We start from the raw sequence: 20,633 nt of genomic DNA on the forward strand, positions 1-20,633 counted from the left end.
TGGTGGACTATGTATGTATTATTGACCTACTGAGGTAACCGTATAGTGGGAACAGAGCCATTCGTTCGTAAAAAATCTTCGATGATAACCCCAATAATTGTATTATATTTTGAAAAAGACTGGAGTTGTGCATATGTCTGCATTGACAATCGCTCAATTAGAAAACATGACGTTAAAAGAGCTTTACGCTCTTGCACGCCAATATAAAATTTCATATTATAGCAAGCTAACGAAAAAAGAATTAATATTTGCTATTTTGAAAACGCGTTCAGAGCAAGAAGGCTATTTCTTTATGGAAGGCGTACTTGAAATTGTTTCGCAAGAGGGCTTTGGCTTCCTTCGACCAATAAACTATTCTCCAAGTAAAGAGGATATTTATATTTCTGCATCTCAAATTCGTCGCTTTGATCTTCGTAATGGGGACAAGGTATCTGGGAAGGTGCGACCACCTAAGGAAAATGAACGTTATTACGGATTATTACAAGTTGATGCCGTTAATGGCGAGGATCCTGAAGTTGCAAAGGAACGTGTGCATTTCCCTGCACTAACACCACTATATCCAAACAGACAAATTAAACTGGAAACAACTCAGCGTAATTTATCAACACGTATTATGGATTTAGTGGCGCCTGTAGGTTTTGGTCAGCGTGGATTAATCGTTGCACCGCCGAAAGCGGGGAAAACATCTTTATTAAAAGAAATCGCAAACGCAATTACGACAAATCATCCAGAAGCAGAGCTTATTGTCTTACTGATAGATGAACGACCTGAGGAAGTAACTGATATTGAACGATCTGTAAATGCTGATGTTGTTAGCTCAACGTTTGATGAAGTTCCAGAGAATCATGTTAAAGTGGCAGAAATCGTTTTAGAACGTGCACGCCGTTTAGTGGAACATAAACGTGATGTCATTATTTTAATGGATTCCATCACACGTTTAGCACGTGCATTTAACCTTGTCATTCCTCCAAGTGGACGTACGCTTTCAGGGGGGATCGATCCAGCTGCCTTCCATAGACCTAAGCGCTTCTTTGGATCGGCTCGAAATATTGAAGAAGGCGGTAGCTTAACGATATTAGCGACTGCTTTAGTAGATACTGGTTCACGTATGGACGAGGTTATTTACGAAGAATTTAAGGGGACAGGTAATTTAGAGCTTCATTTAGATCGTCAGTTGGCAGAGCGCCGAATTTTCCCTGCGCTTGATATTCGCCGTTCAGGTACACGTAAGGAAGAGCTATTGCTTGAGCCTGAACAACTTGAAAAACTATGGGCGATTCGTAAAACATTCTCAGATGCGCCTGATTTTGCGGAACGCTTCCTGAAAAAACTTCGTACAACAAATTCCAACGAAGAATTCTTTGAAAAACTGAACGAAGATATGAAAAAAGCAACAAAAGGTAAAGGGCTCCTTTAACGAGAGAAATTATTAATTTTATTTTTCACGAATAAGAATTGAATAGAACCACCATTAGCTTGAATTAGCTAATGGTGGTTTTTTTATTATAAAAAGGTGAATTTACCTAATACTTTTTTACCGAAATTATGTAAATATAAATAGTGCAAATTGGCAAAAAAACCTACTATTATACAAAAATGTATTGTATAATTTTGTTATAATGCATAGGGAATGGTGATTATTAGTGAAATTTTGCACAAATTGCAGGGAAAAAAATAGTGAAGAAGTATTGTATTGTACTAACTGCGGAAATAGTCTTAAGGAATTTCAAGAGCAAAAAGCCGAGAAAAATTTTAAAAAAATATCTAAGAAACAGAAATGGATTCTATCTATTTCAGGTGTCCTCCTATTACTGCTTACTAGTGTACATTTTATTTTAAGTAGTATATTTGACCCGACGAAGCAGATTAGCGCAATGAATGAAGCATACAATAATCAAGATAAAGATGCCTTTTTTCAAGAATTTAATATAAAAGAAGGTACTGAAGCAAATGCTCAAAATTTGTATGCAATTGTGAAAGATTATGGTTGGACAAACTTGCGAAATCAACTTACATATGAAGTAGAGCGTATAAAGAATAATGAAAATCCAGACATTATATACAATGGTGGTGAGTTTATTTCCGTTAATAGTAAGCCTTTTTTGTTTGGGCTTTATGACAGAGTAGAATTCACAGTTATTCCGACGGAGGTGTTTATCTATGCACCTTTTAAAAATATGACTTTAAAGTTTGGGGATAAGGAAATTGTAAGTAAAAATGGTGAGGAAAATGTTGGATTTGGTCAATATATTCCAGGAGAATATGTGTGGTCTTATAGCTATCAAGATGGTTATATACCTTTAGCAGAGGAAGGAAACCTAATACTTGAAGCACAATCTGAGAATATTGCCCAAATTGATGTAGATTGGAATTTTCAAACAGTATTTGTAGACTCTGATTTAGAAGATGCAGTATTGTATATAAACGGAAAATCTACAGAGAAAAAAGTAAGGGAATTAAGAGAAATTTTTCCAGCAAAACTTAATAGTAAAATTGAAATTTATGCACAAGGTCAAGATAAAGATGGTAAGACTGTAAAATCGGAAATAATGCCGTTAGATAATAATTCAATCTATTTAGCATTTGAGCACATTCGTGTGGAAGAAAAATTAGCAGAACATGAAGATTTCATCCGAAATATTTACAAAAATTTCCGAACAGACTATGCATCAGCTATTCAATATACAAATTTTGATTACATAGATGACTATTTTAAAGATGGAAGCAAAATAAAAAAAGATTATGCGAAGTTTGTAACTGACCATGATAACATCCCTGGCTATAACTACGATTTTTTGTTAAATGATATTACTTCATTTACAAAGTTATCAGATAATCAATTTGAGTTACAATCATTTGAAACTTTTAATTATTCTTCAGATAAAGAAGGGTTTATTAACTATGAACGTAAAAAGAAATATATCTTCTCATTTGAAAATGGGGAATATTTTATTGATGAAATTGTTGATTTAGATACGAAAAAAACAAAATTTTAATGAGGTGTAATATGAAAAATTGTTTAACATGTGGACATTTACAAGAGGAAGGGAATTTCTGTGGGAAATGTGGAGCTCCATTAGAAAGTTCTGTTTTCGAACAAGCAGCAACAATAAATGATATGAATGATTATCAAGATCAGTCTCAATCTCAATCACACTTTACTCATACTTCGCAAAGTAGCGATCAAATTGAATCAATAAAAAAGCAATCAAAATTATACGTTAATTATTTTATGGAACAATTAAAAAATCCATCTGCAAGTTTAAATATAGAAGCAGCTTGGAAAAATAACATTATTAGCATGGTAATCTATGTGATTATAACCGCGTTATCAGTTTTCATGTTATTAAAGAGATTCACTTCTGGAGGTTTTGGTTTCTTTGAAAACTACGGACCATCTATAATTCAAGTGATTTTCTATATGACTTTATTTCTCACTCTATTAATAGCAATAAACGTAGTAGCTATATTTTTAACTTCCAAACTATTTTCTGAGAATCTTAGTTTTACAAATATTATTAGTAAAATAGGGAATTATTATGCACTTCCTATTGTTATAACAGTTTTAAGTATATTATTAGGCTTGTTGAAATCTTATACCTATTCAATATTTATGCTATACGTTGGTTTTTCGTTAGCAATTGTTATTATACCTATTTTTGTAATGATTAATTTGCTAAGTAATACATCTAAAATTATTGATAATTTTTATAGTTTTATTTTCTATTTAGTTGTAACAGGTATATTATCTACAATTATTTTTTCCTTTATTATTGATTCTACAATTGGAGATTATTTAGGTTTTTTGTTTTAAACTAAAAAAGTTTGGCAAGTAAGGTGTGCATTTGTAGGCGACTTTTCCAGCTAAGTAAGAAAAGAACAAAATATCTTTTCTCTAAAATTTAATACTAATCACACAAATTTCAACTCAAAAATTTTAAAAATGATTGAGAAAATACCTGTTAGGCATATGCTTAGCAGGTATTTTTATTTCTTTGTTCCGAAGTTTATTGAAATTGATAATCATTATCAATATAATGAAGTTAATAAATATCTTTTTGAAGGAGATTCGGATGAATTATGATGCCTACATGCTGCTTTGGCAAAATGCCTATGTTCAAATGAAGCATATTAATTACATAAATAAATCAAAAGTTCAAATTTCAAAGATAGTAACTAATAGTTCGTTTCTTATCATAACAGCAGGCGAGGCGCAAATTATCATTGATGAACAGCCTTATTATGTACAGCGTTTCAGTATTTTTCACATTGGTAAATCTCAAAGTTTACAAATTAATGCACAGCATAGCGTTAGCTACTTCCTCATACGTTATGAAGGAGATGTTATCTATAAGGATGCCTTTATGCAGCATTTACAGATGCAATATCAACCGTTTCAAATAAATTTCTCTTGTGTGCCTGCTAATCCAATAGCCATTTACAACATACTTCAAGATATGTATAGCAAATGGATGTCTGGCTCTATTCAAGATCATTTTTCAGTTAAAGCCTCTTTGTATGAATTTGTTTATCGTGTGTTTCAAGAATTAGCAGATGGGCAGGGGAACCCGCATGAAATGGATAAGGCAGAAGTAGCACGGCTATATATTCATCAGCATCTTCATCAACCATTATCTATACAAACATTGGCTGATACGCTTCATATTAGTACACGTCATTTATTACGAATTTTTAAAGCACGCTACGGGGTAGGACCACAAATTTATTTACAGCAATTAAGAATTGAGCACGCACAACAATATTTGGTGGAAAATCAATTTGGTATAAAGGAAATTGCTATTTCACTTGGCTATGAAGATGAATACTATTTTAGTCGTGCCTTTAAAAAGGCTACAAATATGGCACCAAGTAATTTTAGGCTGAAATATACATCTTATATGTCCGAAATGGCCATTACAAATGAGAATCATTTTCAATACAATGAGAATCAGCTCGCGCAAGCAAACCGATTTGAGAATGGAGAAAATGAAATCATGATGCAAAAGATGATTCAACATATAAGACTGCCTTTTTTTCTGAGCCTGTTTGTGTTATTAGCTGCATGTAATGAAGAATCGGTCTCATCAAAGGTAGAGGAACAAACTACTCCAGACACTATAGAGACAAGAATGGTGACAGATGACAGTGGCCGTGAAGTAGAAATTCCAGTGAGAGCAAAAAGAGTTATCACAGACTGGTATCTTGGCCAAATTTTAGCGTTAGATGTTGTACCAGTAGGAGGGGTAACAGCTAACCTGGATTATGCTGCGTTTTTAAAACAACACTACAAGGATCGGGAAATTACGAATATTGGTACTGATGGGAAGGTATCATTGGAAAAAATTTTAGAGCTAAAGCCAGATTTAATCATTACATGGAATCCAGAAGATGTAGGGAAATATGAGAAAATTGCACCTACAATTGTCTTTGCTGAAGATGCTCATTCATCCTCAATAGAGGAAATTAAAGCGATGGGAAGTTATTTAGGAAGACAAAAAGAAGCTGAAACATTTGTTAATGAGTTTGAAGATCGGATAGCTACAGCTAAGGAAAAAATAAATGATGTGGTTCCAGACGGAGCAACATTTACTATTTATGAAATGTTTGAAAAAAATGCAACGATTGTTGGAAATTCAAGCGTATCGGGTGGTAGAGCACTCTATCAAATTTTGGGTCTGAAGCCTCAAGAAAAAGTGCAGGAGTTATATGATGCAAAAGAGGCGAGTGGCGGACGTTATGAGATTTCCTACGAGGTAGTAGGTGATTTTGTAGCTGATTATAACTTCATGATTAACTTCTTTAACAAAGATGGGAAGTTGCCAGGGACTTGGACAAACTTAGATGTCGTAAAAAATAATCAAATTATAGAACTTCCCTCTGAATATTATTTTGCCTCTGATCCACTTTCGGGTCTCCATCAAGCTGAAGAGCTAGCTGACAAAATAGTAGAGTTTACGAAGACTCAACAAAAATAAATTAGTAGATATGAAGATTGATATTGCAATAGGAGGCTACAACCATGTTATTACAGCGATTTTTCTCATATTACAAACCATATAAACGCTTATTTATTTTAGATTTTAGCTGCGCCATTTTAGTAGCATTAATCGAATTAGCGTTTCCACTTGTTTTAAATAAAGTAATTGATGATATTTTGCCAGATGGCGAACTAAAGTGGATTATTATGGCGAGTTTATTGTTATTTGTCTTATATATTTTTAACTCCATTCTCCATTTCATTGTGTCGTATTGGGGACATATGCTAGGGATTAATATTGAAACGGATATGAGAAAGGAATCCTTTAGCCATGTACAAAAACTTTCTTTTAGATATTTTGATAATAATAAAACGGGACATCTTGTTTCCCGATTAACGAACGATTTAATGGATATCGGTGAGCTTGCCCACCACGGTCCTGAAGATATTTTTATTGCAGCAATGACCATTATAGGGACATTTGGTGTGATGTTCTACATAGATCCAACCTTTACAATTCTTATTTTCCTACTTGTGCCGATCATCCTAGTTCTGACGATTATTTTCGGAAAATTAATGTCCAAAGCATTTCGTCAAATGTTTGGAGATATTGCTGATTTTAATGCTCGCGTTGAAAACAATGTCAGCGGTATTCGTGTTGTACAGGCATTTACAAATGAGGATCATGAAATTAAACGCTTTAAGGTAAACAATGATAGATTCCGAATGACTAAATTGTTCTCTTATAAGGTCATGGCTTGGAATGAAGCCATTTCAGGTATTCTAACAAAGGTATTGTCATTATTTACATTATTTGTTGGAGCTTATTTTGTGTTAAATGGCGATCTATCGAATGGAGACTTTATCGCATTTATTTTACTTTCAGGGATTCTGCTTGGCCCAATTAATAAAATCAACATGTTTATAGAAAGCTATCCAAAAGGTATGGCAGGATTTAGACGCTATATTGAATTTCTTGAAACAGAGCCTGAGATAGCGGATCGACCAGAAGCGAAAGATATCGATGAAATTGATGGCGAAATCACATTCACAGATGTATCGTTTGGCTACTCAGATGCGAATCGTGCTTTACATCACATTAATTTACAGGTTCGCCCTGGTGAAACAGTGGCACTAGTAGGTCCATCAGGAGCAGGAAAATCTACAATTTGCAGTTTGCTGCCGCGTTTTTATGATGTCAATGAAGGTTCCATTAAAATTGATGGTGTGGATATAAGGGATTACAAATTGCAATCATTGCGTGGTCATATTGGGATAGTTCAACAAGATGTCTTTTTATTTGATGGCACTATTCGCGATAATATCGCTTACGGCAATCTGAATGCTAGTGAAGAAGATATTTGGTACGCAGCTCAGCGCGCACAGCTGACCGATGTCATTAAAGCACTCCCAGAGGGAATGGATACATTAATTGGTGAGCGAGGTGTGAAGTTATCAGGAGGTCAAAAACAAAGGCTATCCATCGCACGAATTTTCCTGAAAAACCCAAAAATTTTAATACTTGATGAAGCAACATCGGCATTGGACACTGAAACGGAACAAGCTATTCAACAAGCATTAAACGAGCTTTCTATTGGTCGTACGACGTTGGTAATTGCCCATCGATTAGCAACGATCAAGGATGCAGATAGAATTGTTGTTGTATCGAAAAAAGGCATTATTGAAGAAGGAACACATGAGCAATTAATGGAACGAAGACATGCTTATTATGGGTTGTATACAGCTCAATTTGGTCTACAAATATAAGGTTGGTTCAAAGCACTCTCAAAAATGAAAGGAAGTTAATTATGTCAGTACTAGAAATAGATCGTGTGGCGATTGGTTATTCCTCGACGCTCATAGTCAATGATTTAAGTGTGGAAATTCCAAAAGGGCAGATTTCCACAATTATCGGTCCAAATGGTTGCGGGAAGTCTACTTTATTAAAGGCAGTGGCCCGTGTACTTCAGACTCAAAATGGGGCGGTTTATTTAGATGGTAAAGCAATTCACCAATTGAAGACCAAGGAAGTAGCCAAAAGAATGGCTATTTTGCCTCAAACGGCAACAGCTCCAGGAGGCTTAACTGTTTTTGAGCTAGTATCATATGGTCGCTTTCCTCACCAAGTCGGATTTGGTACATTGCGCAAGGAAGACTATGAGTATATTCATTGGGCTATTGATGTAACGGGACTAAGGGAATTTAGTGATCGACCGATTGAAGCATTGTCAGGTGGCCAACGCCAAAGAGTTTGGATTGCCATGGCATTAGCACAAGGTACTGATATTCTAGTACTGGATGAACCAACCACATATTTAGATTTAGCCCATCAGCTAGATATTTTATTGCTTTTACAAAAGTTAAATAAAGAAGAAGGTCGAACAATAATCATGGTATTACATGATTTAAATCATGCATCACGCTTCTCCCACTTTATCATGGCCATGAGAGACGGGGATTTAATGGTGGATGGAAGTCCAGAAGAAGTGATGACAAAGGAAAATTTACAAAGAGTGTTCAATATTGATGCTGAAATGGCTGTTTGTCCATATAGTAAAAATCCAATCTGCCTATCCTATCAGCTATACGATATGAAGAAATAAAATTTAGTCTGTATGTTTATTGGGAAGTTTATAAGGAGGAAATAAAATGACTACGTCGACAGGAGTAGGAGAGCTCAACGATTTAGAGGAGCTACAGAAACGATCTCATCCGATCCGTGGAGTAGTAGCTTTAATTGTAGGAGTTATTGGATTAATTTTAGCTATTGGCTTATCGATCTCTTTTGGTGCAGCAGATATTTCACTGGGTACTGTTTGGACAGCAGTTACCCATTTTTCACCAGAATTAACTACACATCAAATTATTCATGATATCCGCTTACCGCGAGTACTCGGGGCAGCTCTAGTAGGAGCAAGCTTTGCAGTAGCGGGGGCGATTATGCAAGGTATGACACGTAACCCATTAGCAGATTCGGGGTTGTTAGGCTTGAACTCGGGAGCCGCATTTATGTTGGCGGTGTGCTTTGCCTTTTTCCCTGGTATGCCTTATATGTTTTTAATTTTATGGTCCTTTATTGGAGCAGGTCTTGGGGTAGCCATTGTTTATGGTATTGGGTCGCTGTCTAAAGGTGGTTTAACACCTATGCGACTTGTTTTGGCTGGTGCAGCTGTTAGTGCATTGCTTGGAGCGCTAGGAGAAGGGATTGCCCTTTATTACCGTATTGGTCAAGACCTTGCCTTTTGGTATGCGGGCGGTGTTTCGGGAACAAAATGGAGCCATCTACAAATATTATCACCTTGGATACTTATTGCGATGATAGGAGCTCTTATTTTATCACGTTCAATCACTGTACTGAGCTTAGGGGAGGAAATTGCTGTTGGGCTCGGACAACGTACGGGTGTTGTAAAAGTATGGGGAATGATCATTGTGTTAATTTTAGCGGGTGCGGCAGTTTCTGTTGTAGGAGCAGTTGGTTTTGTAGGCTTAATAATTCCCCATTTAACGAGATACATAGTTGGTCATGATTATCGCTGGATTATCGTTTGTTCGTTAGTATATGGAGCGTTGCTTGTGGTGTTAGCTGATTTAGTAGCACGCGTTATCAATCCTCCTTATGAAACGCCGATTGGTGCTTTAATTGCCTTTATTGGTGTTCCTTTCTTCCTGTATTTAGCACGTAAAGGAGGGAAAGAGCTATGAGTAACAGCTATTTAACGCCAAGTCAGCAGAAGACAAAAAAGAAAAATTTTATCATTATTGCTACATTGCTTGTGTTAATCTTCATTACCTTTGTGATTAGTATGAATACTGGGGTGATTAAGCTAACACCAATGGAGGTTTTTAAGACTCTTTTTGGACAAGGAGATGCACAGCAACAATTAATTCTATTTGAATTTAGGCTTCCACGAATTGTGATAGCTGTATTAGTGGGAATGGGCTTAGCTATATCAGGTGCTATTTTACAAGGTGTTTCTAAAAATGCTTTAGCAGACCCGGGCATTTTAGGGATTAATGCGGGTGCTGGTCTTGCAGTTATGCTGTATATTTCATTTTTTCCAACAACGAAGGCGGCACCTGTCTATTTACTGCCAGTACTTGCCTTTATAGGAGCGGGCTTAACAGCAGTTCTGATTTATTCACTTTCTTATAAACGACATGAAGGTATTACACCTATGCGTTTAATTTTAACAGGGGTAGCTGTAGCAGCAGGGATTAGCTCAGCAATGATTGTCCTAACACTACGCCTATCACCTGAAAATTATCAGTTTGTGGCAACATGGCTGGCAGGGAGCATATGGGGTTCAAATTGGAGATTTGTTCTTTCATTATTACCATGGTTAGTAATCTTATTACCATTTGTTTATGCGAAATCGCGGGTATTAAACGTTTTGAATTTAGGCGAATTAACAGCTGTCGGATTAGGGGCTTCAATTGAAAAAGAGCGCCGTTGGTTATTAGCCGCAGCAGTAGGCTTAGCAGGCGCTAGTGTTTCTGTAAGTGGTGGCATTGGCTTCGTAGGGCTCATCGCTCCACATTTAGCTCGCCAACTGGTTGGGGCAAAGCATCAATTTTTACTTCCTGCGGCGGCATTATTAGGGGGTTTTCTCGTATTAATGGCTGATACGATTGGTCGTTCTATACTCGAGCCTTCAGAAATTCCAGCGGGGATCGTCGTAGCCGTTATAGGCGCTCCTTATTTCTTGTATTTATTAGCACGATTAAAGGAATAGATAGTGAAAGTATTTTTGTGAACAATAAAGGTGGGGTAGCCGAGTGCCTATCATAATTCTCGGAATTAGCATGAAGGGGATGGAATCTAATAATGGTGAAAGAACTATATGATGTAACGATTGTTGGCGGTGGTCCAGCAGGTCTCTATACAGCCTTTTATAGTGGCATGCGAGATTTAAAAACGAAAATTATCGAGTATAGCTCTCAGCTCGGTGGTCGTATGTTAATTTATCCTGAAAAAATGATTTGGGACGTTGGGGGAGTTACACCTATTTTAGGCGGACAGCTTATCAACCAGCTTGTTGAACAAGCTCAAACTTTTGATCCGACAATTGTTTTAAATCAAAAGGTAGAAGGATTAGAAAAACAACCAGATGGAACATTTATATTAACTTCCTCAACGGGGGAAAAGCATTATTCTAAAACAGTGATTTTGGCAGTGGGTTATGGCGTTCTAACGATGCAAAAGCTTGAAATAGAAGGAGCAGATCGCTATGAAGTAACTAATTTACACTACACTGTACAGGAATTAGAGATTTTCCGAGATAAACATGTTTTAATTTCAGGCGGTGGTAATTCAGCCGTCGATTGGGCGAATGAGTTAGAGCCAATTGCAGCGAGTGTTACGATCGTTCATCGTCGAGAGGACTTCGGTGGTCATGAAAAGAACGTTTTACGGATGAAGGAATCCTCCGTATGTGTAAAAACGCCATATGAAGTAGTGCAATTACATAGTGATGGAGATTTAATCCAGTCTGTATCGATTATGAATAAAGAGACAGAAGAGATAGAGCGAGTTGAAGTAGATGCCGTTATTGTGAACCATGGCTTAAAATGTGATTATGGTGCACTAGAAGAATGGGGATTACATATAGAAGATGGTGTAGCACTCGTCAATGAAAAGAGAGAAACTAATATAGAAGGAATCTATGGAGCGGGTGATTTTATTGATCATCCAAGTAAAGTTAGGCTAATAGCAGGTGCCTTTACAGATGGCGTATTAGCGTTAAATAGTGCAAAACTATTAATAGAACCTGATGCACCAAAAGTTGCTTATGTTTCTTCCCATAATATCCGTTTCAAAGAGAGAAATGAAAAAATAGGGTTACAAGACAATGATTATCGTGAGGTTCGTGGATAAAAACTATTGAAATCTTTCTTTTGATATTTTTTTCTTGAAAATAATAAAACGCCTATGCTATACTTCATAAGTATGCAACGTGTACATATATAGCTGATGGTTTCACTCATATTCGGGCTATGTAAGGTACAGTTCGATAATACTCTGTTCCAGATGGTTCAGGGCGAGAGGAGAAAACGAATATGAAACAAGGAATTCATCCAGACTACAAAGAAGCAACAGTAACTTGCTCTTGTGGGAACACTTTCAAAACTGGTTCAGTAAAAGAAAACATCGTTGTCGAGTTCTGCAACGAATGTCACCCATTCTATACTGGCCGTCAAAAATTCGCGTCTGCTGATGGTCGCGTGGATCGTTTCAACAAAAAATACGGTCTTAAAAACTAATGTTAGTTTAATACCTGCCAAGCATGTGCTTGGCAGGTATTTTTTTCAGTAAATATGACACGTTGATGCAAGTCTTTTCAAAATACAGATCGACCAAAAGAAAGGGAGAAGACAGTATGGCGCAGCTATATTTTAAACATGGTGCAATGAATAGTGGAAAATCAATAGAAATTTTAAAAGTTGCCCATAATTATGAAGAACAACAGAAACCTGTAATGATGTTTACATCAGGATTAGATACACGTGATGAGGTTGGTTTTGTTTCCAGTCGAGTAGGTCTAAGACAGCAAGCCATCCCTGTTTATGAAGATACAAATATTTTTGAACTTGTGCGAAACAATTCAGTTAAACCATATTGTGTACTTGTGGATGAAGTTCAATTTTTAAAAAAAGCGCATGTTTTACAACTAGCTAACATTGTGGATGAATTAGATATTCCAGTCATGGGCTTTGGCTTAAAAAATGATTTTCAAAATGAACTGTTTGAAGGCAGCCAATACATGCTTACATATGCAGATAAAATTGAAGAAATGAAAACCATTTGTTGGTTCTGCCATAAAAAAGCAACGATGAATTTACGAGTAGATGGAAATGGACAGCCTGTGTATACAGGAGATCAAATTCAAATTGGTGGAAATGATTCCTATTATCCAGTATGCCGAAAATGTCACGCTCATCCTTCGCTATAATGGAAGATCACAGTATGAAGCACTAAGAAAAAGTGGCGTATATGCGAAAAGTTTTTTATACTAAGTAGTGGACATACACATTGTAAATAACCATTATGCTTTAGCATAATTTTAATGGAGAGCTCTTGGTAAATAGGAGCAATTTAAGAAACTAAATAGAGGTGAAATCCATGTTTGATCGATTACAGGCAGTGGAGGATCGCTATGAAAGGCTGACAGAGCTTTTAAGCGACCCGGATATTGTTAATGATAGTAAGAAATTACGTGAATATTCGAAGGAACAATCAGATATCCAAGAAACTGTGGATTCGTATCGTGAATATAAAAATGTCAAAGAGCAATTAGTAGATACACGTGAAATGTTAGATAGCGAAAAAGATCCTGATATGCATGAAATGGTAAAGGAAGAATTTAACCTATTAAAAGCACAGCAGGAAGAACTTGAGGAGCGTTTACGTATTTTATTAATTCCCAAAGATCCTAATGATAATAAGAACGTTATTATGGAAATTCGTGGAGCGGCTGGTGGAGACGAGGCAAATATTTTTGCTGGTGATTTATTCCGCATGTATTCCCGTTATGCAGAAACACAGGGCTGGAAAATTGATATTATGGAAGCCACTCCAAACCCAATGGGCGGCTATAAAGAAGTGATCTTTATGATTAACGGACAAGGTGCTTATTCAAAGTTCAAGTTTGAAAATGGTGCACACCGTGTACAACGTGTACCTGCTACCGAATCACAAGGACGTATCCATACATCAACAGCAACAGTAGCATGTTTACCTGAGGTAGAGGAAGTAGACGTTGAAATTCATGAAAAAGACATTCGTGTAGACACATTTGCATCTTCTGGTGCGGGTGGTCAATCCGTAAATACAACGATGTCTGCGGTTCGTATGACCCATTTACCAACGGGTGTTGTAGTTTCCATGCAGGATGAGCGTTCTCAAATTAAAAACCGTGAAAAGGCAATGAAAATTTTACGCGCTCGTGTAGCAGATATGTATATGCAAGAAGCGCAAAAAGAGATCGATGCCACACGTAAGTCAGCTGTGGGTTCTGGTGATCGCTCGGAGCGAATTCGCACATACAATTATCCACAAAACCGTGTAACAGACCACCGTATTGGGTTAACGATTCAAAAGCTAGATCAAATCGTCGAAGGTAGATTGGACGAAATTATCGATACGCTTATTTTAGAAGAACAAGCATCGAAGTTAGAGCGCTTAAATGATGACTTATAAAAATGTGATGGAGGCCCTTGAGTGGGCTTCTTCTTTTTTAGTGGATAATGGTCGGGAGCAAACTGCGGCACGTATTGTTATGCAGCATATACTTGGTACAAGTTATTCAGAGGTTATGCTACATTTACAGGATCAATTAACAGAAGAACAGCAAGTAAAATTTAAAGCTCTTATAGAAGAACATGTCAATGGTCGCCCAGTTCAGTATTGTGTGGGAAGTGAGGAGTTTTATGGTCGTTCATTTATCGTCGATGAATCAGTTTTAATTCCTCGACCGGAAACGGAAGAACTAATTCTTGGCACTATTAATCGTATGACTAAACTATTTCAGCATCAAGCATTGAAGGTAGCCGATATAGGTACGGGTAGTGGGGCTATTGCCATTTCAATGAAGCTGGAATGTCCTGCGTTAACGGTCGTAGCAACTGATGTATCTGAGGATGCATTAGCGACAGCACAAAAAAATGCACAGAGATTAGAGGCCGATATTGATTTTAGGTTGGGAGATTTAACTGCTCCGCTTGCGGGTGAAAAATTTGATATTATTTTATCGAATCCTCCATATATCGCGTTTGATGAGGCTGAGGCTATGTCAGATGTTGTACTAAAGCATGAGCCCCATAGCGCACTATTTGCGGAGGAAGATGGTCTTATTTTATATCGACAATTAGCAGAGCAATTGCCAACCTATATGAATAGACCCGCATTAATTGGGTTAGAAATCGGTTATACACAAGGTGAAAAAGTAGCAAAATTCTTTCAAGATAGTTTTCCACAGGCTACGATTTCGGTAGAAAAAGATATTAATGGGAAACCGCGAATGATTTTTTGTGAGATTCATGTATAAAGTGTCTTCATCTTGCCAACAATGTTGAGCAAGGAGGGATTTATATGTTAAATGAATACAAGTTTATTAGATTACCTAAACAAAATATCTTTTTAGCGTTTGCTAGATTAGTAGTAGTGGCTGTTGCCTTACAGCTATGTGTGTTATATATTCCATCATTAGTAGGTTTTGCAAAAGAGGCTACTAATCAAGAACAAGAAAACGATTTTAGGATTCGTGTAATTGCTAATAGCAATACAGCACAAGATCAGTATGAAAAAGAGCAGCTTGTGGAAGAGTTAAAGCCCTATTTTATGCAAGTAGTAACTGCAGGAGTTGCCGGGAATGAGCAAATTCAAACGTTAAAGCAACAAATTGAAACAGAATTAAGCGAAAATTATCCACAGATTGATACACAGGTAGTGGTTGGGGATAACTTATTTCCGCCTAAAAGACAGGGAGCAGTCTTATATCCACAAAATGTGTATCACTCCATTGTAGTGAAAATTGGTGATGCGCGTGGCGATAACTGGTGGTGCAGTATATTCCCATCCATTTGCGAGCCTGAAAAAGAAGAAGTAAAAGCCGAAGAGCCAGAAGAGGAAGAGCAAGTAACATTCTTTATTTGGGAATGGGTGAAAGGGCTTTTTGCATGAATTGTTCACAAATTCAGATAACTTATACACATTTTTTAAGAAGTTATAAACATTATGTGGATAATTCAGTAAGAATCAATAACTGAAGGTAGGTTTTAATCATGGAAACCGTTTGCAAGGTTGTGGACAGTAATGTGAATAGTCAAATTAATTATACACAAGCTGTGGATATCTTAAATGCGGGGGAGGTAGTAGCATTTCCGACAGAAACGGTTTATGGGCTAGGAGCTGTTGCCACAAATGATGTGGCTGTGAAGAAGATATTTGAAGCGAAGGGCCGCCCTTCAGATAACCCTTTAATTGTTCATGTTGGTACAAAAGAGGAAGTAACGAACTATATAGAACATATTTCTGACATTGCCAAGCAATGCATGGATTTATTTTGGCCAGGACCGTTAACGCTGGTGATGCCTGCTAAACCAAATGTGCTGGCTCAAAGTGTAACGGCTGGATTATCGACTGTCGGTATTCGGATGCCAGACCATCCAGTAGCACTTGCCTTATTACAGCAGCTTCAAAAACCGCTTGCTGCGCCAAGTGCTAATCGTAGTGGTAAGCCGAGTCCAACAGAAGCTATCCATGTTTTAGATGATTTGGGAGGGTACATACCTTATATTTTAGATGGAGGTTCCACAGGAATTGGGCTAGAGTCCACTGTATTAGATGTGACACATGAGCCTCCAGTAATCTTACGTCCAGGTGGCATTACGAAGGAGATGCTTGAAGCTAACATTGGTCCGGTTATTCAACCAACCAAAATAGAGCAGAAACTAGAAGAGACTCCGAAGGCTCCGGGCATGAAATATACACATTATGCACCAAATGCACCGGTATACTTAATCAATTGTCATGATGGGGAAGTAAGTGAAGCTGTTCAACAATTACAGCAGCAAGGACATAGCGTAGCACTTCTTGCACCTGAAAATTTCCAACATAGTAAAGCTGATTTTTACTTTTCAGTAGGTGAAGAGGGAAGTAAAGAAGAAATGGGTGCTTCGTTATACCATGCACTTAGAGCATGTGATAAAACAACAGCTACCGTTATTTTAGCTACGACCACTTCGACGGAAGGCGTAGGGGCAGCTATTATGAATAGACTTGAAAAGGCCTCTGGGGGCAAATGGTATTCATTATAAATAAAGTTAAGTGACAAAAGACATTGAAAATTCACATGTCTTTTGTCCTTTTTTATGTGCATGAATCATATTTATAAAAAGGAAAATCTTATGTGGACAAATATGATAATAATGTATTTTCGAGCATAAAATGATAAAATATTAGGGAGAGAAGGAGTGCATTCTTGCAGGGAATTCTTGCAGGTATATTAACGTCTGTTGATGTTATTGGTCTATATGTATTGCTGCCGAATGTTAGATATCGCTTATTTTTATCAGTATGGACGGCTGCGTTGCATATGATTTTTCCTTTATTGGGATTTGAATTAGGAAACTATTTAGTTCGTTTTCTATTAGAATGGGGACAATGGATATCGAGTATTTTGTTATTTTGCATTGGCGTGCATTTACTATTATTCTCTCATCGGGACGAAAAAGTTACAATTTCCCCCGTACTTTTAGCCGTGACTGCAAGCCTAGATACCTTTTCAGTTAGTGTTTCTTTTGGTATGCTAAACTTAGAAAAAACAATTTTTATTATGAGTGCAGGCTTGAGTGCCTTGATTTGCGCCTATGGGTCATTAGTCATTGCACGGAGGAGCCAAGTCTTTTTTGGGAATAAAATTCAAATCGTTGCTGGCATTATTTTTATAATCATGAGTATCCTAGCAATTCAGCAATAATTCATATAAAAATGGAGAGTGATAAGTGTGAAAATATTATTTGTTTGTACAGGCAATACTTGTCGCAGTCCAATGGCAGAAGTCATATTAAAACATAAACAAATAGACAATTTAGAAGTACGTTCTGCAGGTATTTATGCTATGCCTAATGCCCAAATGTCAGCACATGCGCAACAAGTGTTAAATAATGCCGGAATGTCTCATCAGCATTTTGCAACACAATTATCCATGGTAGAAATGGACTGGGCAGATTTAGTCCTAACGATGACTACCGCTCACAAAGACACTGTTATATCAAGTTTCCCAGGAACAGATCATAAAGTATTTACTTTGAAAGAGTATACGAATGAAGGCGGCCTGGAGAATGTAGTCGATCCTTACGGTGGTAATAGAGCAATATACGAAGCAACATTTACGGAATTACATGAATTGGTTGATCAATTAATACAAAAACTATAATAGAATTGAGGAGCCCTATGAAAAAACAATTTGGTTTACGACTTAAATTGGTGTTATTTGTGAGCGTGCTAGCATTAATTACTTACAGTATCAGTTTTATATTTATTGAATATTTACAACCGACCTTCTTCCCGAGTATTAATGGGAAAGTGTTTCAAGTGGTGACTTATGCATTAGGAATCACATGGTCAGGCATATTGGCTGCCATTTTTAGCGTAATTTTAATTAAACCTTTACAACAACTTGAGCATTCCGCAACTCTAGTAGCAGAGGGGAAAATTGGACAGGATGTTCAAATGCCTAAAACAAACGATGAGATTCGTTCGGTTGCAGAGGCATTCCAACAAATGGTGCTAAATTTACGTCAAATGGTCGAAAGTATCGATCAAAATTTCCAACAGACCAATCAATCGATCATTCAGCTCTCAGATGAAGCGGGAGTCGCTACTCGAAAAGCAGAAGGTATTGCGTCAACCGTTAAGCATATTTCGGCAGGAGCGGAAGCATCTGCGACAGCTGTACAAGATACCGCTGAGGCGATTGAGGATGTACGAGCTCTTGCAACAGAAGTAAATAGTAGAGCCGAAGCATCTGCATCACAATCTACAGAGATATTACATAATTTATCGACAACAACAAATGCAATTGAAACATTAGTAAATAGTATTCAGCAAATAGCTACGGGTAACAATGAGGCCTTAAAAAGCATTCATGCTTTAGAAGAAAATGCGGGTCAAGTTGAGCGCATTATAGGCTTAGTTGGTGATATTGCGGCACAAACAAATTTACTAGCTTTAAATGCATCTATTGAAGCAGCTCGTGCAGGAGAACATGGAAAAGGCTTCGCTGTAGTTGCGGAGGAAGTTCGTGGTTTAGCAGATGAAAGTGCAAAAGCTGTCCAAGGGATTACTGCTCTAATCCAGTCTATGCAGCAAAATGTTGAGGTCGTAGTTAAACAAATGAATGAACAGGTAGCCTTTGCAACGAAGGAAGCAGATCGAGTATCTGAAACAACGACAGCTGTAGAAGGAATGTCATCTAATGTACATGAAATGGCAACAGCGATTGTAGAGATATCTTCACTAATTGAACAGCAGATGCATAATATTGAGACAACTGCACGTCAATCACAAGAAGTGGCTGCAATAGCAGAAGAAACATCAGCGGGTGCACAAGAAGTTCGTAGTGCGGCTGAAGAGCAAGCCTATGCTATTGAACAGGTAGAGCACCTAGCACAAAGTTTAAAAAAGCAATCAGAAGCTTTGCATAAAGTGATTCAACAATTTGATCGACAGGCTTAGTCCTGAAAGGCTGTTTATAAATGCGATGAAAAATCGGATTTATAGACAGTTTTTTTATTTTTGGAAGAAATAGTGATATAGTTTGTCCACTGTATATAAAATGTGAAAAAAACTTTAGTAGATAGAATATTACAACAAAAGACCGTTATACGAATTTATTAACATGATATTCACACTATCCACAAAAAAAACAACTTAAAAGTGAATGATTTTTAGCTTGGTGACAATAAATGTTCGTCTTTTAGGAGAAATCAGCATAAAAATACAAGAAAAATCGTGTTATTCTTCAGAAAGAAGTGGTACACTAAGGTTGACTATAATTCGAAAAGAGGGAACCCAGTGAGAATAGCAATTTCTTCTGATCACGGAGGCAACAACCTACGTCGTGAGATCATGCAGCTACTAGATGAGCTTCATATTAGCTACGAAGATTTTGGTCCACAATCTGCGGATTCAGTAGACTACCCGGATTACGCAAAGCCAGTTTCTGATGGTGTAGCGAACGGAGAATTTGATAAAGGCATTTTAATTTGTGGCACGGGAATTGGTATGTCAATTGCTGCAAATAAGGTGAACGGTATTCGTTGTGCGCTAGTACATGATGTATTTAGTGCGAAGGCAACGCGATGCCATAATGACTCTAATGTTTTAGCTATGGGTGAACGTGTTATTGGCCCAGGTCTTGCACGTGAAATTGTCCAAACGTGGCTAGAAACAGAGTTTGAAGGTGGTCGTCATACACGACGCATCGAAAAAATTACTGAACTTGAGCAATAAATGATTGTTATTCCATATATGGCATTCATCAAGGATGTCATATATGGCATGATTTTAATGGATATAGATGAAGGAGCTGAGCTTAATGGTTGTAAAACAAATACGAACGCATTTGACTCAGTTACTCAGTGAATTTGAAGAGCAGGTAGCATTACGACCTCATACTATTTTTGTCGTAGGATGCTCTACATCTGAAGTGATTGGTCAGAAAATTGGCACAGCAGGCGCATTGGAGATAGGGGAAGCGATTTTCGAGCCGTTACAAGAATTTGCAATGAAACACCAGCTACATTTAGCGTTTCAAGGCTGTGAGCATATTAATCGTGCTATTACAATGGAGGCATCAACAGCTGAACGCTTTGGCTACGATCCAGTGGCGGTAGTTCCAGTACGTACTGCGGGTGGCTCTATGTCCGCATACGCCTATACGCGTTTTGCTAACCCTGTGGTTGTTGAAACCATTCAGGCACATGCAGGTATTGATATTGGCCAAACATTAATTGGTATGCATTTGAAAGCAGTAGCTGTCCCAGTTCGCACATCAGTGAAAATGGTGGGAGAAGCAGTGGTGACGATTGCAACAACACGTCCAAAGCTAATTGGCGGGGAACGTGCTGTATATAAATAATAGAGGATACTAGG

20 protein-coding genes are annotated in these 20,633 nt (G+C 37.3%); all 20 read left to right on the forward strand.

What is annotated here, in order from left to right:
* Nucleotides 1-133: 133 nt before the first annotated feature.
* The 20 genes from rho (at nt 134) to AC07YC_RS19160 (ending at nt 20,619) form a co-directional block, all read left to right on the forward strand.
* The gene (gene rho, locus AC07YC_RS19065; protein WP_328204728.1) at nt 134-1,417 is read left to right on the forward strand and encodes a transcription termination factor Rho; all 1,284 of its coding nucleotides are present in this window, start codon (nt 134-136) and stop codon (nt 1,415-1,417) included.
* Nucleotides 1,418-1,643: 226 nt separating this feature from the next.
* The gene (locus tag AC07YC_RS19070) at nt 1,644-2,996 is read left to right on the forward strand and encodes a TcaA 3rd/4th domain-containing protein (protein WP_494920153.1); all 1,353 of its coding nucleotides are present in this window, start codon (nt 1,644-1,646) and stop codon (nt 2,994-2,996) included.
* Nucleotides 2,997-3,007: 11 nt separating this feature from the next.
* Nucleotides 3,008-3,814, forward strand: a complete 807-nt coding sequence (locus AC07YC_RS19075) for a hypothetical protein (RefSeq protein WP_494920154.1) — start codon at nt 3,008-3,010, stop codon at nt 3,812-3,814.
* Between the two features lie 259 nt (nt 3,815-4,073).
* Nucleotides 4,074-5,975, forward strand: coding sequence for an AraC family transcriptional regulator (locus AC07YC_RS19080; RefSeq protein WP_494920155.1), 1,902 nt, complete (start codon nt 4,074-4,076; stop codon nt 5,973-5,975).
* Nucleotides 5,976-6,019: 44 nt separating this feature from the next.
* On the forward strand, nt 6,020-7,744 hold the full coding sequence (locus AC07YC_RS19085) for an ABC transporter ATP-binding protein (protein WP_336636972.1): 1,725 nt from the start codon (nt 6,020-6,022) through the stop codon (nt 7,742-7,744).
* A gap of 41 nt (nt 7,745-7,785) precedes the next feature.
* Nucleotides 7,786-8,580, forward strand: a complete 795-nt coding sequence (locus AC07YC_RS19090; RefSeq protein WP_336636973.1) for an ABC transporter ATP-binding protein — start codon at nt 7,786-7,788, stop codon at nt 8,578-8,580.
* A gap of 46 nt (nt 8,581-8,626) precedes the next feature.
* Complete coding sequence (locus AC07YC_RS19095; RefSeq protein ID WP_036145242.1) at nt 8,627-9,679, forward strand: FecCD family ABC transporter permease; 1,053 nt, start codon at nt 8,627-8,629, stop codon at nt 9,677-9,679.
* On the forward strand, nt 9,676-10,710 hold the full coding sequence (locus AC07YC_RS19100) for a FecCD family ABC transporter permease (RefSeq protein ID WP_494920156.1): 1,035 nt from the start codon (nt 9,676-9,678) through the stop codon (nt 10,708-10,710). The genes AC07YC_RS19095 and AC07YC_RS19100 overlap by 4 nt, the downstream gene beginning before the upstream one ends.
* A 92-nt stretch (nt 10,711-10,802) precedes the next feature.
* On the forward strand, nt 10,803-11,852 hold the full coding sequence (locus AC07YC_RS19105) for an NAD(P)/FAD-dependent oxidoreductase (RefSeq protein ID WP_336636975.1): 1,050 nt from the start codon (nt 10,803-10,805) through the stop codon (nt 11,850-11,852).
* A gap of 182 nt (nt 11,853-12,034) precedes the next feature.
* Nucleotides 12,035-12,238 (forward strand): 50S ribosomal protein L31, encoded by a 204-nt coding sequence (gene rpmE, locus AC07YC_RS19110; RefSeq protein ID WP_004269457.1) that lies wholly within the window; start codon nt 12,035-12,037, stop codon nt 12,236-12,238.
* Between the two features lie 116 nt (nt 12,239-12,354).
* Entirely contained in the window at nt 12,355-12,927 is a 573-nt protein-coding gene (locus AC07YC_RS19115; RefSeq protein WP_025114779.1) for a thymidine kinase, read from the forward strand.
* Nucleotides 12,928-13,097: 170 nt separating this feature from the next.
* Nucleotides 13,098-14,174, forward strand: a complete 1,077-nt coding sequence (gene prfA / locus AC07YC_RS19120) for a peptide chain release factor 1 (protein WP_008180577.1) — start codon at nt 13,098-13,100, stop codon at nt 14,172-14,174.
* Entirely contained in the window at nt 14,161-15,021 is an 861-nt protein-coding gene (gene prmC / locus AC07YC_RS19125) for a peptide chain release factor N(5)-glutamine methyltransferase (protein WP_494920157.1), read from the forward strand. The genes prfA and prmC overlap by 14 nt, the downstream gene beginning before the upstream one ends.
* Nucleotides 15,022-15,065: 44 nt before the next feature.
* Nucleotides 15,066-15,656, forward strand: a complete 591-nt coding sequence (locus AC07YC_RS19130; protein WP_494920158.1) for a stage II sporulation protein R — start codon at nt 15,066-15,068, stop codon at nt 15,654-15,656.
* Nucleotides 15,657-15,757: 101 nt separating this feature from the next.
* On the forward strand, nt 15,758-16,792 hold the full coding sequence (locus tag AC07YC_RS19135; RefSeq protein WP_336636977.1) for an L-threonylcarbamoyladenylate synthase: 1,035 nt from the start codon (nt 15,758-15,760) through the stop codon (nt 16,790-16,792).
* 164 nt (nt 16,793-16,956) lie between these two features.
* Nucleotides 16,957-17,454 (forward strand): manganese efflux pump MntP, encoded by a 498-nt coding sequence (locus AC07YC_RS19140; RefSeq protein ID WP_336636978.1) that lies wholly within the window; start codon nt 16,957-16,959, stop codon nt 17,452-17,454.
* A gap of 27 nt (nt 17,455-17,481) precedes the next feature.
* On the forward strand, nt 17,482-17,913 hold the full coding sequence (locus AC07YC_RS19145) for a low molecular weight protein arginine phosphatase (protein ID WP_494920159.1): 432 nt from the start codon (nt 17,482-17,484) through the stop codon (nt 17,911-17,913).
* A 17-nt stretch (nt 17,914-17,930) separates the two neighbouring features.
* Nucleotides 17,931-19,214, forward strand: coding sequence for a methyl-accepting chemotaxis protein (locus tag AC07YC_RS19150; RefSeq protein WP_036123044.1), 1,284 nt, complete (start codon nt 17,931-17,933; stop codon nt 19,212-19,214).
* A gap of 339 nt (nt 19,215-19,553) precedes the next feature.
* The gene (gene rpiB, locus AC07YC_RS19155; protein ID WP_036145253.1) at nt 19,554-19,991 is read left to right on the forward strand and encodes a ribose 5-phosphate isomerase B; all 438 of its coding nucleotides are present in this window, start codon (nt 19,554-19,556) and stop codon (nt 19,989-19,991) included.
* Between the two features lie 85 nt (nt 19,992-20,076).
* Entirely contained in the window at nt 20,077-20,619 is a 543-nt protein-coding gene (locus AC07YC_RS19160) for a TIGR01440 family protein (protein WP_336636980.1), read from the forward strand.
* Nucleotides 20,620-20,633 lie beyond the last annotated feature (14 nt).

Source organism: Lysinibacillus sp. GW247-5R2A, from assembly GCF_059424475.1.

Bases quoted from the DNA above. Each gene is read 5' to 3' on its own strand.
- rho (WP_328204728.1), top strand. From the start codon at position 134: ATGTCTGCATTGACAATCGCTCAATTAGAAAACATGACGTTAAAAGAG.
- AC07YC_RS19075 (WP_494920154.1), top strand. From the start codon at position 3,008: ATGAAAAATTGTTTAACATGTGGACATTTACAAGAGGAAGGGAATTTC.
- AC07YC_RS19080 (WP_494920155.1), top strand. From the start codon at position 4,074: ATGAATTATGATGCCTACATGCTGCTTTGGCAAAATGCCTATGTTCAA.
- AC07YC_RS19085 (WP_336636972.1), top strand. From the start codon at position 6,020: ATGTTATTACAGCGATTTTTCTCATATTACAAACCATATAAACGCTTA.
- AC07YC_RS19090 (WP_336636973.1), top strand. From the start codon at position 7,786: ATGTCAGTACTAGAAATAGATCGTGTGGCGATTGGTTATTCCTCGACG.
- AC07YC_RS19095 (WP_036145242.1), top strand. From the start codon at position 8,627: ATGACTACGTCGACAGGAGTAGGAGAGCTCAACGATTTAGAGGAGCTA.
- AC07YC_RS19100 (WP_494920156.1), top strand. From the start codon at position 9,676: ATGAGTAACAGCTATTTAACGCCAAGTCAGCAGAAGACAAAAAAGAAA.
- AC07YC_RS19105 (WP_336636975.1), top strand. From the start codon at position 10,803: ATGGTGAAAGAACTATATGATGTAACGATTGTTGGCGGTGGTCCAGCA.
- rpmE (WP_004269457.1), top strand. From the start codon at position 12,035: ATGAAACAAGGAATTCATCCAGACTACAAAGAAGCAACAGTAACTTGC.
- AC07YC_RS19115 (WP_025114779.1), top strand. From the start codon at position 12,355: ATGGCGCAGCTATATTTTAAACATGGTGCAATGAATAGTGGAAAATCA.
- prfA (WP_008180577.1), top strand. From the start codon at position 13,098: ATGTTTGATCGATTACAGGCAGTGGAGGATCGCTATGAAAGGCTGACA.
- prmC (WP_494920157.1), top strand. From the start codon at position 14,161: ATGATGACTTATAAAAATGTGATGGAGGCCCTTGAGTGGGCTTCTTCT.
- AC07YC_RS19130 (WP_494920158.1), top strand. From the start codon at position 15,066: ATGTTAAATGAATACAAGTTTATTAGATTACCTAAACAAAATATCTTT.
- AC07YC_RS19135 (WP_336636977.1), top strand. From the start codon at position 15,758: ATGGAAACCGTTTGCAAGGTTGTGGACAGTAATGTGAATAGTCAAATT.
- AC07YC_RS19150 (WP_036123044.1), top strand. From the start codon at position 17,931: ATGAAAAAACAATTTGGTTTACGACTTAAATTGGTGTTATTTGTGAGC.
- AC07YC_RS19160 (WP_336636980.1), top strand. From the start codon at position 20,077: ATGGTTGTAAAACAAATACGAACGCATTTGACTCAGTTACTCAGTGAA.